Here is a 13,977-nt window from a genome sequence, read left to right as displayed (position 1 = left end):
TGAAGAGCGATACGCTCAAAAATCCTTGTGGCCCAAGGCGTTCTGGGTCCCATGACGGCGCGGCTGCTGCGCGAGCGCATTGCCGCCGACGTCCCCGCCACCCCGGTGACAGTTACCCCGCAGCAAGCATGCACCCTCAACGGCCGCGCCGCCCGGCAAGGTGCATGATCACATCGGGTTTGTGACCCGCCCCACAATGTTGTGACATTCATGTTCGCGGCCCGCCCCGTTTCTGGACCGAGTGGAGCGGGGGAGCGCCGCACAGGAGCGGAGGGTGGGAAGAAGCGGTGCCAAGGGGCCCGTGAACCCGCCGGAGCGAAGCGGGGGCAAATATTTACAGCCTACGGTGGCGTAGCCGGACGGCCGTACGGCAAACTTCGCTCTGATCAAGAAGACCTAGGCGAGGAGGCCATTCCCGTGTCCCACTACAAGGCGAACCTACGAGATATCGAGTTCAACTTGTTCGAAGTGCTGGGAATCGGGGCGCTGCTCGATCAGGGCGCCTACGGCGATCTCGACAGCGAGACCGTCCGTGACATGCTCACCGAGGTGGTGCGCCTCGCCGAGGGGCCCATTGCCGAATCCTTCGTCGAGGGTGACCGCACCCCGGTCGAATTCGACGCCGCGAACCACACCATCATCGTGCCGGACCTGCTGCGCAAGACCGTCGCCGCGGTGAACGAGGCCGGTTACTCCGGTCTGGGCATGCCCGAGGAGATGGGCGGCGTGTACGCGCCGAACGCCCTCGTATGGGGCATCCAGGAGATGATCGTGGCCGCCAACAACTCGGCCAGCTTCTTCAATATGGGTCCGCTCATGCACAAGGTCATCTTCGAAGAGGGCAATGAGCAGCAGAAGCGCTGGGGCGCGTACGCCTGGGAGCACCGCTGGGGCGGCACCATGGTGCTCACCGAGCCCGATGCCGGCTCCGATGTCGGCATGGGCCGCACCAAGGCCATCGAACAGCCCGACGGCACCTGGCATATCGAGGGTGTGAAGCGCTTCATCTCCGGCGGCGACGTCGGCGATACCGCCGAGAACATCTTCCACCTGGTGCTGGCCCGCCCCGAGGGCGCCGGACCGGGCACCAAGGGCCTGTCGCTGTTCATCGTGCCGCGCTTCCACTTCGATCCCGAGACCATGGCGATCGGTGAGCGGAACGGCGCGCTGGTCACCGGCGTCGAGCACAAGATGGGCATCAAGTCCTCGCCCACCTGTGAGATCACCTTCGGCGGCGACGTCCCCGCCGTGGGCTACCTGGTCGGCGATAAGCACAATGGCATCGCGCAGATGTTCAAGGTCATCGAGAACGCACGAATGATGGTGGGCACCAAGGCCACCGGCGCGCTGTCCACCGGCTACCTGAACGCGCTCGAATACGCCAAGCAGCGCGTCCAGGGCGCGGACCTGACCCAGATGACCGATAAGGCCGCCCCGCGCGTCACCATTACCCACCACCCGGATGTGCGCCGCTCGCTGGCCACCCAGAAGGCGTACGCCGAGGGCCTGCGCGCGCTGTACATGTACTGCGCCTCGTACCAGAACGCCGATGTGGCACAGGCGAATTACGGTATCGACGCCGAATTGGCCGAGCGCGTCAACGATCTGCTGCTGCCGGTGGTGAAGGGCTGCGGTTCCGATCGCGCCTACGAATCGCTCACCGAATCGCTGCAGACCCTGGGTGGTTCGGGCTACCTGCAGGACTACCCGATCGAGCAGTACATCCGCGACTGCAAGATCGACTCGCTGTACGAGGGCACCACCGCCATCCAGGCGCAGGACTTCTTCTTCCGCAAGATCATTCGCGACAAGGGTGTGGCGCTGGCGCATGTGGCCGGGCTCATCCAGAAGTTCATCGACGGCGGACCCGATCAGTTCAAGATCGAGCGCGGACTGCTCGGCACGGCCCTGGCCGATGTGCAGGGCATGGCGGCGGCGCTGACCGGCTACCTGATGGCCGCGCAGCAGACTCCGGAGGAGCTGTACAAGGTCGGCCTCGGTTCGGTCCGATTCCTGTACGCCGTAGGCGATCTCGTCATCGGCTGGCGACTGCTGGAGCAGGCCACCATCGCGCAGGCGGCGCTCGATGCCGGTGCGGCGGAGAAGGACAAGAACTTCTACACCGGTAAGGTCGCCGTGGCGTCGTTCTTCGCCAAGAACAAGCTGCCGCTCATCACCGGCGTCCGCTCGGTCGTGGAGAACCTCGATAACGACATCATGAAGCTGGACGAGGCCGCTTTCTGACCTCTCCGAGATCTCCCGGCCCCCGCACCGAGGTGCGGGGGCCGGGGTGTGTCAGAGGGCGAGAAGCGTGTCTACACGGCGTGTTTGGTGACGCGCCGACATGACACGCATATTTCGTTTATGACCTGCTGTGATGTGTCGGTATAACCGGGTACAACTACGGCATGGTCTTCCCGGTGTCCTTCGGCTGGATTCAGATCCTGATTGCCGTGCTCGCGATCGGTGCGATCGCTCTACTCGTGACCGCGCTGTTCAAGGCACGCAAGGTGGGCTTCAAAGTCATCGCCGGCCGGGGCGCGGGCGCGGTGTCCCTGATTCTCGTTGCGGTGGTGATCCTTTGGATCACCACGCTGCTACAGACGTTCCTCGGCCTCACCGGTGAGATCAAGGCGGCGCATATCGTGACCACGCCCGTCGCCGGGCAGGAGCACATGATGGATGTCGACCTAACCCTGTACGGGGACAAGGACCATGACGAACAGCATCTGAAATACCAAGTCGAGGGCGATATGTGGGTGTTGCAGGCCAATATCGTCGAGCTGGAACCGTGGGTGAACGCGCTCGGCTTCAACTCCGGTTACAAGGTGACCCGGCTCTACGGCCAGCGCCTGGACGGTATCGCCACCAAGCAGAATCAGATCTTCCTCAATGGCGGCGACGGTGACTTCTTCAAGGATATGAAGGACCAGTCCTGGTACACCAAACCGTTCGTGCGCTCGGCCTACGGCAATGCCGTCATCGCCACCGGCGGCAGCTATGACGTATTCATCTCCCGGGATGCCATCAAGACCCGCCCGGCCTAGCGCTCAGTCCGCGAGGACCGCGACCACGGGCGCATGATCGCTGGCGCCCTTGCCCTTTCGCTCCTCGCGGTCCACATTCGCCTCGGTGACCCGGGCGGACAGATCCGGTGAGCCCAGAATGAAATCGATGCGCATGCCCTCCTTGCGGGGGAAGCGCAGCTGGGTGTAATCCCAGTAGGTGTAGACGCCCGGTCCGGGGTGGAACGGCCGCATCACATCGGTGAAGCCCGCCTCGGTCACGGCCTCGAACGCGGCGCGCTCGGGCTCGGAGGTGTGCGTCTTGCCCTCGAAGAACTCCGGCGACCACACATCGGCATCGGTGGGCGCGATATTCCAATCGCCGACCAGCGCGATCTGCGCGTTCGGATCCTCACTCAGCCACTTACTGCCCGCATCGCGCAGCGCCGCAAGCCATTCCAGCTTGTAGGTGTAGTGCGGATCGTCGAGCGCGCGACCGTTGGGCACGTACAGGCTCCACACCCGCACTCCGCCGCAGGTCGCGCCGATCGCCCGCGCCTCCACCACCGGCGCGCTCAGCAGTGATTCGCCCGCGTCCTTGTCGAAACCGGGCTGATCCGGGAAACCGATCTCCACGTCATCGAGCCCGACGCGCGAGGCGATGGCGACCCCGTTCCACTGACTGTGCCCCGCATGCGCGACCTCGTACCCGGCGGCCTCGAAGGCCTCGAACGGGAACTGCTCGTCCTTGCACTTGGTCTCCTGCATGGCCAGCACATCGATATCCGTCCTATCCAGCCACGCCAGCACCCGATCCTGCCGGGAGCGAATCGAATTCACGTTCCAGGTCGCGAGACGCACAGCAAAGCCTTTCGGAAATATGGACTTTCGGAAAATCCGGGGCCGATCAGGGTGCGGCGTACCGGTACCGGTGATGATCGATGAAGCCGAGCTCCCGGTACAGCGCCAGCGCCGGCGCATTATCGGCCTGCACCTGAACATAGGCGTGCGTGGCCCCGCGTGTCTGCCCCCAGCGGATCAATTCCGCGCACACCAGCGCGCCCAGCCCGTGCCTGCGATGTTCGGCCGCCACCGCGACGCAGGTCAGCCCGACCCAGCGCCGGCCATCGGGTGCGCCGGTGACGGCCGCGCGGCCGATGGCCAGCGGAGTGGGCAGACCCAGTGTGGCGAAACCCAATTCACCGTCCCGCACCGCGGTGAGCACCTGCACGGTCGGCGTCGAGCCGATCTCGGTATCACCGCCGCGATGCCGGTGCATGGACAGCCATGCGCCATCGGGCGTACCGGTGATGCGCACCATGGACGGTCCGGGCGGTAGCACCATGGTCGCGATATCGACCGCGAGCACCTGGGTCTCGTTCCAGGTGCGCCAGCCCGCGGGCGCCAGCGCCAGCCGATCCGGCAGCAGCAGTTGCAGCGGAAGCCCCCGCGCGGTGTACCACTCGCCGATCCGGTGCACGGTATCGGTGGAGGTCAGCGCAGGTCCGTCCGAACCACCCAGCGGTACAGCGGAATTCGCGCGCCCGGTATATCCCTCACCGGCGCGCAGCAGCCAGCCGTCGATCCAGGCGCGCTGGGTGCCCGGCCAGCCGTCGGCCGCCGCCGCCTCCAGCGCGCGGATCTCACTGGTCCGAATGGGCCTGGGGCCCAATTCCTTCCACGCCACCACCCGATCCCACGCCACCGACACCACCTGGCCGTCGCCGGTGCGCACGGTCAGCGGATCGGTCGCGATGAGTTCGCCGATCACATCGGTGAGCGGCTGCGGATACCCCTCGGGCAGGCGATAGCGCACCACCACCCTCCGGCCGAGGGGCGGCAGTGCGGCGGCACGGGAATGGGGGTCAGTCGTCATGCCCGAACGGATCCGGGACGGTGCCCGGAATCCAGCTCAAACCGGGTGTGCCCCAGCCGTTTCGCTTGATGGCCTTCTTCGCGCTGCGGGCATAGCGGCCCATCAGCACATCCACGTAGAGGAAGCCGTCCAGATGTCCGGTCTCGTGCTGGAGCATGCGGGCGAAGAAACCCTCGCCCTCGATCTCGACCGGTGCGCCGTGCTCATCGGTGCCGGTGACCTTCGCCCACTCCGCGCGCCCGGTGGGGAACTGCTCGCCCGGAACCGAGAGGCAGCCCTCTTCGTCGTCCTCGGGATCGGGCATGGTCTCGGGAATCTCGGAGGTCTCCAGCACCGGATTGATCACCGCACCGCGGCGCCGCACCACCGTGCCGTCGGGACCCTCGTCGGGGCAGTCGTAGACGAACAGTCGCAGCGGTACGCCGACCTGATTGGCGGCCAAACCGACACCGTGCGCGGCGTCCAGGGTTTCGTACATGTCCGCGATCAACTCGGCCAGTTCCTCGGGTGTCTGCGTGACCTTCTCGGTCGGGTTGTGCAGAACCGGGTCGCCGACGATGACGATCGGGAGAATAGCCATGTAGAACAGCCTACTGGGTGGTTGCGGAGCTCTTTCCGGGACCTGTGGACGCCGCGACACGCCGGGGTTTGTTCACCAAAACACGCCGAACGGTACGCGCCGCGATGTCTACGCCGCGTGGTTGAATGGGCGACGGACACAGCACCATATTCGTCTGGTGACCACTCGGCGAGGGAGCACTATGGACAGCGCAGCGGCCCGGAACATTTCCGCAAGCGGGGACGGCCCTTCCGTGAGCGCGGAGATCGCGGCCGACACCACCGCGCCGGACGCCGATGGCGCGCACGGCCTCTCACGACGCGAACTCGACATTCTCGATTTCGAGCGTAAATGGTGGAAGTACGCCGGCGCGAAGGAAGAAGCCATCCGGGAGCTGTTCGACCTCTCGGCCACCCGCTACTACCAGGTCCTCAATGCCGTGGTGGACCGGCCCGAAGCCCTGGCCGCGGACCCCATGCTGGTGAAACGCCTGCGCCGGTTGCGGGCCAGCCGTCAGAAGACCAGGGCCGCACGCCGTCTCGGATTCCAGGTGTGAACCGCCCGGACCCGTCGCAGCGATTAGGCTCCACGCCGTGAGCACTCCGAATTCGCCGTCCGGCGGCCCGCCGCTGCGGGCGCTGGCCATGGTGTTGATCGCGCTGGCCATCGTCTTCGCCGGAATCGGCGCGATGTCGCTGTCGAGCTCGGACTCCTCCGACGCCGAGGCTTCCAGCGCATCCTCCACCACTGTGGCGAGTGCCACTGTGGCGAGTGCCACTGCGGCACCGGCGGTTTCATCATCGATGCCGCCGGTGGTGGCCACCCCGCCGGTGAGCAGCGCCGCCCCGGCCGCCACCACGCCGGCCGCCACCACCCCCGCGCCGCCGACCACCACGGCCCACGCCGGTGTCGACAAGTCCGTTCCCGTACGGGTTTTCAACAACAGCATGGTCGCGGGCCTGGCCGCCAAGACCGCGAACGATCTCAGCGCCGACGGCTGGAATATCGCCGAGACCGGCAACTACGGCGCCGGTGTCATCCCGAAAACCACTGTGTACTACGGCAGTTCGGCCGCGGAGAAGGCGGCGGCACAGGCCGTCGCCGCACAGCTCGGCGTCGGCGCCGAGCCGCGATTCGCCGGAATCATGGACAGCCCGCCCGGAGTCATCGTCATCGTCACGGGCAACTGATCCGCTCGTGAGCGGCAACCGCCCGGCTGCCGAACACCCGGCCAGCCCCTGCGGGGGAGTGGGTCACGGCTCTGGCATCATCTTGTCCGAGTAGTAATCATGTCCACGCAGCTTTCTTTAAACTCGGACTCGTAAAGGAGTTCCCCGATGGCCCCGTCCACAACTCGTCGCCCGTCCTGGTGGACTGTGACCCCGGTGCTCGCGGTCGCGGTCCTCGGTATCGCAGGCTGCTCGAACGGCCAGGAATCGAGCGACGTCAAGGGGACGACCCCGCCGGTGTTCAGCGGCTCCCCCGCACCGGCAGGCACCGGACACGGTGGGCTCACCAACCCGCCGACCGACTCCGTCAGCGCCACGCTGAAGGACTCGAACGGCCAGACCGTCGGCACCGCCACCTTCGGCAAGATCGGCAACCACCTCGAGGTCACGGTCGAGGCGCACGGTCTCAAGCCTGGCTTCCACGGCCTGCACGTGCACCAGCTCGGCAAGTGCGAGCCCAACTCCGTCGCTCCCACCGGCGGCGCGGCCGGCGATTTCCTCTCCGCCGGTGGCCACTTCCAGTCCGGTGACCAGAACGCGCATCCGGCCAGCGGTGACCTCACCTCCCTCGAGGTCAAGCAGGACGGCACGGCCAAGCTGACCACCACCACCGACGCCGTCACCCTGGACGAGCTCAAGGGCAAGGCCCTGATCATCCACGCCGGTGCGGACAACTTCGGCAATATTCCGAGTCGCTACACCCAGGCCGGTGGCGCCGCCGGGCCGGACGCCGAAACACTGGCGACCGGTGACGCGGGCGCTCGCGTCGCCTGCGGCGTAGTCGCATAACCCATAGGTGAACCATGGCCGGGGCAGGCATTTCGAAGGTCCACTTCAACAGTTCGCCTCGGCCCACGCTCGGCGTGGAGTGGGAGGTCGCGCTCGTCGACAAGACGACGCGTGATCTCTCCAACAGGGCCGCAGCGGTTTTCGAGGCATGCGGTGATCTGCGCTCCTGGGACGGTCATCCCCAGATCACCAAGGAGCTGCTGCGCAATACCGTCGAACTCGTCTCCGGCAAGCACGACAATGTCGGCGAGGTCGTGGACGAGTTGCACGCCACCATGGACGCGGTGCGCCGCGCCGCGGACCCGCTGGGCGTCGATCTGTTCTGCGCCGGAACGCATCCGTTCGCGCAGTGGTCGACCCAACAGCTCACGCGCAGTCCGCATTACGACGAACTGATCGAGCGCACCCAGTGGTGGGGCCGCCAGATGCTGATCTGGGGCGTGCACGTGCACGTCGGAATCTCTCACCCGGAGAAGGTCTTTCCGATTCTGAACTCGCTGCTGCTGTCCTATCCGCATCTGCTCGCGCTGTCGAGCTCCTCGCCCATGTGGGCGGGTGTGGACACCGGCTACGCCAGTAATCGCGCCCTCATGTTCCAGCAGCTGCCCACCGCCGGACTGCCCTTCCAATTCGAAAACTGGACGCAGTTCGAGGCTTTCGCACACGACCAGATGAAAACCGGTGTGTTCGAACAGATCGGCGGCATGCACTGGGATATCCGGCCCGCACCCAAATGGGGCACCATCGAGGTGCGCATCTGCGACGGCACCCCCAGCCGCGCCGAACTCTCCGCCATCGTGGCGCTCATCCACTGCCTCATCGTGGATCTGGACCGCCGCGTCGAATCCGGCGAAACCCTGCCGACCATTCCGCCCTGGCATGTCCAGGAGAACAAGTGGCGAGCCGCCCGCTACGGGCTGGACGCCATCATCATCACCGATGCCGCCAGTAATGAACGCCTGGTCACCGATGATCTGATGGATCTGCTGAACCGCCTCGAACCCACCGCCAAGAGCCTGGGCTGCGAGAACGAACTCGCACTGGTCGCCGATATCCCCAAGCGCGGGGCCTCCTATCAGCGTCAGCGCCGGGTGGCCGCGGCCAATCAGGGGGATCTGGTCAGCGTCGTCGATTCCCTGGTTACCGAACTGGCCCGGTAGCCCCATTCGGGAACTCGCACAGTAGAACTCGGCCCATCCGCCGTTTCCGCGAAGTGTGATTTCGGTTACGCCGAGTTGAACGGCGTACGCACTGGCCAGGGGTGACCCGGCCGCGACCGGGGCGGCTGCCCCCGGACCCGGGGCCGGTGTTCAGCTCGCGCGGGGGCTCGCGTTCATACGACGTTTACTATGGCGTGGTGTTGCTCGACGGTCCGCGTTCCGAAGTGGTGGGTGGAGCACGCCGGACCTCCTGGCTGCCCTCGCGGCGGCTGCAGCTCGCGGCGTTGCTGACCGCCGTCCCGATGCTGCTCATCGGATTGCAGCTGATCGCCGCGCACAATCACTTCCTCGGGCCGCTGGAAAGCCTCTGGGCCGACTACGCGGGCACCCCGAAATCGGTCACCGTGCCGTGGGCCGGGCTCGGCCTGGCCCTCATCGGACTCACTTGGCGCAGGCGATTCCTCGCCGTCGCCGCGGCCGCGGGCATCGATCTGGTGTACCAGGTTATCCGCACCCTCGGTGGCGGACCGCTCGCCCTGGGCAACGGACCCGTCATCGTCCTCACCGGCCTGGTGCTGATCGCCAACTTCGGCTGGGAGGGCAAGGACAAGCGCAACGCCCTGCATGCCGCCGCGCTCGGCATTCTGCTCACACTCTCCAGCAAGGTCGCCGAGGTGTGGCTGGTCATCACCATGATGGCCGGACCGCAAGTGCTGGACGAACACGTCGTGCTGGTCGACCGCGCGCTCGGCAATCCATCCTGGGTCATGGGACAGGTGCTTGAAAGCCTCGGTCCGGTAGTCGAATTCATCCTGCACTGGGTCTATATCGAACTGCCCGTCGGCGCGATGATCGTCACCATCTGGCAGCTGCGCAATGTGGTCGAGACCGGCGTCTGGCCCGGCCACTACCTGGTGCGCACCTTCCTGGTGGTCGGCCTCATCGGCCCGATCTTCTACGTGATCTTCCCCGTGGTCGGCCCGGTCTTCGCCTACGGCGCGGACGGGCACGGCTTCACGCTCGGCAACTACTGGCCGAATGTGGTTCCGCCCATCGACCTTTCGCCCGGCGCGATTGCGTTCGGCACCATCGCACCGCGCAATTGCATGCCCTCCCTGCACACCGCGTGGGCGCTCTCGATCTTCATCCACTCGCGCCGCGATATCGACGGTTCGCCCGCACCGGCCTGGCTGCGCTGGGGCGGCACGTTCTGGCTGCTGGCCACGCTCTCGGCCACCCTCGGCTTCGGCTACCACTACGGTGCGGATCTGGTGGTCGGCGCGGTGCTGTGCATGACCATCGAATCCGCCCTGCGCGATCCGGTCCGCGGCTGGGACCGCATCCGGATCCAGCTCGTCGCGGGCGGTGCGGCACTGGTGGTGGCGCTGCTGCTGGGCTACCGGTACCTCTCGGTCGAGATCGCCCAGAATCCGGTACCCGCCGGAATCATGATTCTCGGACTGCTGGCGGGCTATGCCGTCGCGTTCTATCGCACCTGGTTCGCGACCCTGCCCGCTCCGGCCGCGGTCGGCGCGGCAGCTCACGCCTGAGTCGGCTCCGCACCGGAATCATTGGCATCGCCGGTATCGCCGCCCGGTTCGGTCGACGCGGAGCGATTGTGACGCAGGGCGTACAGGCCGCCGATACAGCCGATGACGATCAGGCTCGCCGTCCACCCGGGCGCGGACGTGTCCTCCGACACCACCGTGCACACCACGGCCTTGCTGGAGTCCTGCATGGCGTAGTGCCCGCGCGCCACATAGTCGCGCAGACCCAGCACCGCCGACGGAATGAAGATGATCATGGTGGCCAGCACCCGATTCGGCACGAAACGCGGGTTCGCCGAGGTCAATCCGTAGCCGACCAGCCAGGCCAGCGCGGCCGTGCCGCCGACCGTCAGAATCGCGCGATCGGAATTCGCGGTGATCGCGGTGAACAGCCCGAGCAGCAGAATCAGCACCAGACAGGTCATGGCCGCGCCGCGGCGGGTGCCGTACCACATGCCGAAGACCGTGATCGCCACCGCGACCGGAATCGTCCAGGCCGGCAGCTCCGCCGCCAGCGCCGCCGAACCCACGGCGCTCAAACCCACTGTCACCAGCACCAATTCACCATCGCGGCCGGGCAGCAGCATGGCCGCGATGAGTGCGGTGGCCACCGTGGTCACCACCGCCACCCCGATACCGGCGAAGGTGTCGCCGTGCCGTGCCAGCCACTCCGCGCTGGCGACGGTGACCAGCACCAGCACCACGCCCGCCAGAATCGGCGCCAGCGGCAGTTCGATCGAGGGCCGCTCCGCCGGTTTGCGATTGCGATTGAGCAGTGTGCCGATGGCCACCAGCACCAGGGCGAGCTCGAGCATCCATAGCGGCGGCATCTCCATGGATTCCCAGGCGCTGGGCCCGGATCCGTCCCTGAGCACACCGCCCAGATGCGGCATCGGGCTGACCGAACCGAGCAGCACACTGGTGATGATGCCGAGCGTCCAGCCGTAGGCGGGCAGTCGATGGTGCAGCACCGCCGCACCGAGCGCGCCCAATACCAGTCCGCCCGCGAGGGAATCGATGAAATTCAAGGTGGACAGCGCCGAGGACGGTTCGGTTTGATGGCCGAAGATATGGTTCACCGTCAATGCGATGAGGCCGCCGAGCGCGGTGGCCCAGGCGATGACAATGCTGCCCAGCGTGGTGATCAGAACGGCGGAGATCATAGCGACCAGTACGCCCGCGGCAATCGCGCGCGGTAGCGAGTACGCCATCAGATCCAATTGCAGTGCCGAGGTATTGGAGGTCCAGCCGAAATCGATCGGCATGGCTAGCGAAAGTCCAGCAACCGTCGTCGCGACCAGTGCCGTGATCGTCTCGGTCGCTACCTGATACGGCCTCACCTGGAGGAAATTACCGTGCCCGCGCGTACCGATCGGTTCGACTCGCCTAATTGATTTCGCCGCGGAGCGAATTCAGTTAACAAACCTGTCGGTCTCAATTGCGCGGTGGACGCCCCCGCGACGACTATCCGGAAGCCGCCCGCTGTGCCGCGAACAACCGCAGCGCCTCCACCTGGACCGGATCCAGCGACGGCCGAACCGCCGCCCGAGCGGCCGCGACATCCGCCGCGGTGACATCGGCGGCATCCACATCGCGGCGCATGGCCGACAGCGCCGATTCCCGCAGCAGCGCCGCACAATCCGCCGCCGAATATCCGTCCAAATCCTTGGCGAGTTCGCGGAGATCCACCTCTTTCTCCAGCGGCACCGATTTCGCCGCGGTGCGCAGGATTTCCGCGCGCGCGGCCGCATCGGGCGGCGGCACGAAAACCAGCCGCTCCATCCGGCCCGGGCGGGTCAACGCCGGATCGATCAATTCCGGGCGATTGGTCGCACCGACCACCACCACATCGCGTAACGGCTCCACACCGTCGAGTTCGGTGAGCAACGCGGCCACCACCCGATCGGTCACCCCCGAATCACTGCTCTGCCCGCGACGCGGTGCGAGCGCGTCCACTTCGTCCAGGAAAATCAGCGATGGCGCGGAATCGCGTGCGCGTTGAAACAATTCGCGCACCGCGCGTTCGGAGGAGCCCACCCATTTATCCATCAACTCCGCACCCTTGACGGTGTGCACACTCAATTGCCCGGTACTGGCCAGCGCGCGCACCAGGAATGTCTTGCCGCACCCCGGCGGGCCGTAGAGCAGCACCCCGCGCGGCGGTTCGATACCCAGGCGCGCGAACGAATCCGGATGCCGCAGCGGCCACAGCACCGCCTCGGTCAGCGCCTGTTTGGTCTCCACCATGTCACCGACATCGTCCAGACCGAGGCTGCCGATGGCCAGTTCCTCGGTGCCCGAACGGGACAGCGGGCGGATCACCTCCAGCGCCCCGAGCAGATCCTGCTGCCGCAGCATGGGCTCGGAATGCTCCCGGCTCGACCGCGAGGCCGCCCGCAGTGCCGCCTCCCGCACCAGCGCGGCCAGATCCGACACCACGAAACCCGGTGTGCGCGAGGCGATCTCATCCAGCTTCACACTGTCGGTGGGCGCCTTGCGGAGCAACTGCTCCAACAGCGCCGCGCGCACCGCCGCCCTCGGCAGCGGCAGCGTCACCTCGCGATCACACAGTTCCGGGGCACGCAGGCGGGCATCCACCTCGGTCGGATGCGAGGTCGTGGCCAGCAGCGCCACCGCCGGAGCGGCCACCGCCGCCCGCAACTGATCGAGGATCAGCGTGGCCACCGGTTCCGCCTCGGCGGGCAACAGCGCGTCGATATCGGTGATGAGCAGCACCCCGCCCGCACCCGAACAGATATCGGAGACAGCCATATTCACCTCGCGCAGCCGAGTGCCGCTCTCGGTCGCGCCCACCGACGGGCCGTCCAATTCCACCAATCGCCGGGGACCCGCCGGTCTACCCGCGGGGGTCGTGCGCGGAGCACTCGCCACCGCGCGCGCCAACGTGGTCTTGCCGACACCCGCGGGACCGGTGATCAGCACACCCAGATGTGAGGACGCCCCAAGGGTTTTCAGCAATTCCGGCTCATCGAGGGCCAGATTCAGCCATTCGGTCAGTTTGGCCGCCTGCGCCTGCACACCCGCCAGATCGGCCATCGCCACCACCGACGCCGGTGCGGTCGATTCCGCGCCCTCCGGCGGAACGGGGCGATCCCGGCGATCCGGGGCCTGCGCAGACACATCACCCGCGAGCGCACGCGGCGAATCCGTGGCGGCGATCCCCGGTCCCCACACCACAGCGCTATTGGGCTGCACGCTCACCGGTCCGGGGGCGGGGTCGGTCGCGGTCACGGTCAGCAACTCCGAGGTCCACGCGATTCCGAAGATGCGCGAAAGCGCCTGCGACGCAGCCGAAGTGCTCGTTCCCGGCCCCAGATCCCGGGGCAGCAGCGAGACCGTGTCCCCGATCGTGACCACCTTGCCCAACAGCGCCTGCCGCAGCGTGGTCTCCGGAATCGACCCGGTGGCCAGGGTGGAGCCGGTCACCGAGATCTGCCGCGCCCCGAAAACCACGGCGGGCGCGACCGTCACCGTCGTGTCCTCGCGCACCCCCGCGTTCGACAGCGTCACATCATCGAGCAACGCCACCCCGGTGGGCGTCCCCTTCGGCGCGATGGCCACCACCGCCGCGGTCCGCCGCGCCCCGATCAACGAGATCCCATCCCACTCCCGCAACCCCAGCGCCGCCAGCGCCTCGGGATGCAACCGCACCAACCCCCTGCGGGCATCGGCGGCGGAGATATTGAGTCGTGCGGTCAACGCGAGTTCGGGCACGGTGCCTATTTTGCCCTCCGCTTCGCTCCGGGCGGGCTCGGTGCTTATTTTGCCCTCCGCTTCGCTCCGGGCGGGCT

At 66.8% G+C, this 13,977-nt stretch carries 12 protein-coding genes; 7 read left to right on the top strand and 5 right to left on the bottom strand.

Going from position 1 to position 13,977, the window contains the following annotated elements; translation table 11 throughout:
* The first annotated feature begins 417 nt into the window (after positions 1–417).
* The gene (locus tag NA10_RS22960) at positions 418–2,244 is read left to right on the top strand and encodes an acyl-CoA dehydrogenase (RefSeq protein WP_067571337.1); all 1,827 of its coding nucleotides are present in this window, start codon (positions 418–420) and stop codon (positions 2,242–2,244) included.
* Between the two features lie 164 nt (positions 2,245–2,408).
* Positions 2,409–3,047, top strand: a complete 639-nt coding sequence (locus tag NA10_RS22955; RefSeq protein WP_067571335.1) for a hypothetical protein — start codon at positions 2,409–2,411, stop codon at positions 3,045–3,047.
* Positions 3,048–3,050: 3 nt separating this feature from the next.
* Here the strand turns inward: NA10_RS22955 and NA10_RS22950 are convergent, their stop codons facing one another.
* From NA10_RS22950 to NA10_RS22940, 3 genes are read right to left on the bottom strand one after another with little or no spacing between them, the layout of a single operon-like run.
* Positions 3,051–3,866: an exodeoxyribonuclease III gene (locus NA10_RS22950; RefSeq protein ID WP_067571333.1), complete on the bottom strand. Its 816-nt coding sequence runs from the start codon at positions 3,864–3,866 to the stop codon at positions 3,051–3,053.
* 46 nt (positions 3,867–3,912) lie between these two features.
* Positions 3,913–4,881: an N-acetylglutamate synthase, CG3035 family gene (locus NA10_RS22945; RefSeq protein ID WP_067571331.1), complete on the bottom strand. Its 969-nt coding sequence runs from the start codon at positions 4,879–4,881 to the stop codon at positions 3,913–3,915.
* Positions 4,871–5,461 carry a peptide deformylase gene (locus tag NA10_RS22940; protein WP_067571329.1) on the bottom strand — a complete coding sequence of 197 codons (591 nt, stop codon included), beginning with the start codon at positions 5,459–5,461 and terminating at the stop codon, positions 4,871–4,873. Before NA10_RS22940 ends, NA10_RS22945 begins: the two co-directional genes overlap by 11 nt.
* Before the next feature lie 181 nt (positions 5,462–5,642).
* Here NA10_RS22940 and napA point away from each other — a divergent pair, with 181 nt between their 5' ends.
* From napA to NA10_RS22915, 5 genes are all read left to right on the top strand, one after another.
* Positions 5,643–5,996 (top strand): nucleoid-associated protein NapA, encoded by a 354-nt coding sequence (napA, locus tag NA10_RS22935; RefSeq protein WP_067571327.1) that lies wholly within the window; start codon positions 5,643–5,645, stop codon positions 5,994–5,996.
* Between the two features lie 37 nt (positions 5,997–6,033).
* The gene (locus NA10_RS22930; RefSeq protein ID WP_067571324.1) at positions 6,034–6,630 is read left to right on the top strand and encodes a LytR C-terminal domain-containing protein; all 597 of its coding nucleotides are present in this window, start codon (positions 6,034–6,036) and stop codon (positions 6,628–6,630) included.
* A 147-nt stretch (positions 6,631–6,777) separates the two neighbouring features.
* Positions 6,778–7,458 carry a superoxide dismutase[Cu-Zn] gene (gene sodC / locus NA10_RS22925; protein WP_067571322.1) on the top strand — a complete coding sequence of 227 codons (681 nt, stop codon included), beginning with the start codon at positions 6,778–6,780 and terminating at the stop codon, positions 7,456–7,458.
* A gap of 14 nt (positions 7,459–7,472) precedes the next feature.
* Positions 7,473–8,618, top strand: coding sequence for a glutamate--cysteine ligase (locus NA10_RS22920; RefSeq protein ID WP_067571320.1), 1,146 nt, complete (start codon positions 7,473–7,475; stop codon positions 8,616–8,618).
* Between the two features lie 194 nt (positions 8,619–8,812).
* Positions 8,813–10,168, top strand: coding sequence for a phosphatase PAP2 family protein (locus tag NA10_RS22915; protein WP_245677659.1), 1,356 nt, complete (start codon positions 8,813–8,815; stop codon positions 10,166–10,168).
* Here the strand turns inward: NA10_RS22915 and NA10_RS22910 are convergent.
* On the bottom strand, positions 10,159–11,505 hold the full coding sequence (locus tag NA10_RS22910; protein ID WP_157556689.1) for a hypothetical protein: 1,347 nt from the start codon (positions 11,503–11,505) through the stop codon (positions 10,159–10,161). The two genes, NA10_RS22915 and NA10_RS22910, sit on opposite strands and share 10 nt — an antisense overlap.
* Positions 11,506–11,629: 124 nt before the next feature.
* A complete protein-coding gene (locus NA10_RS22905; protein ID WP_084515148.1) occupies positions 11,630–13,900 on the bottom strand; it encodes an AAA family ATPase in 2,271 nt (756 codons plus the stop codon).
* Positions 13,901–13,977 lie beyond the last annotated feature (77 nt).

The organism is Nocardia acidivorans NBRC 108247 (genome assembly GCF_001625085.1).
Taxonomy (GTDB): Bacteria; Actinomycetota; Actinomycetes; order Mycobacteriales; family Mycobacteriaceae; genus Nocardia; species Nocardia acidivorans.
The sequence above is the reverse complement of the archived record's forward strand: the minus strand, read 5'-3'. Positions and strand labels throughout refer to the sequence as shown.